The organism is Wolbachia endosymbiont of Drosophila nikananu (genome assembly GCF_028981865.1).
Lineage (GTDB): Bacteria > Pseudomonadota > Alphaproteobacteria > Rickettsiales > Anaplasmataceae > Wolbachia > Wolbachia pipientis_B.
The window spans coordinates 1-222 of the sequence record NZ_JAPQLL010000073.1; positions in this window are offsets into that span (position 1 = coordinate 1).

Sequence of the window (222 nt, forward strand, 5' to 3'; positions counted from 1 at the left end):
GCCCTGGTCATTGTCTATTTTCTGTATTGGCGTTTTTTTAAGTCTTAAACACTGCAATTTAGCTGCTTTTAAGTGCAACTAACCTTAGCTTTAATATTTAAGAAATTTACTAAGCAGAAAAAAAGGCAAAAGAAACCCCGCATTAGCTAGTTGTCACTCTCTAATCCTGCAAATTGGCGTACTATACTGTCTTAAACGACTTATAAGCGCGTTTCAGCTTAT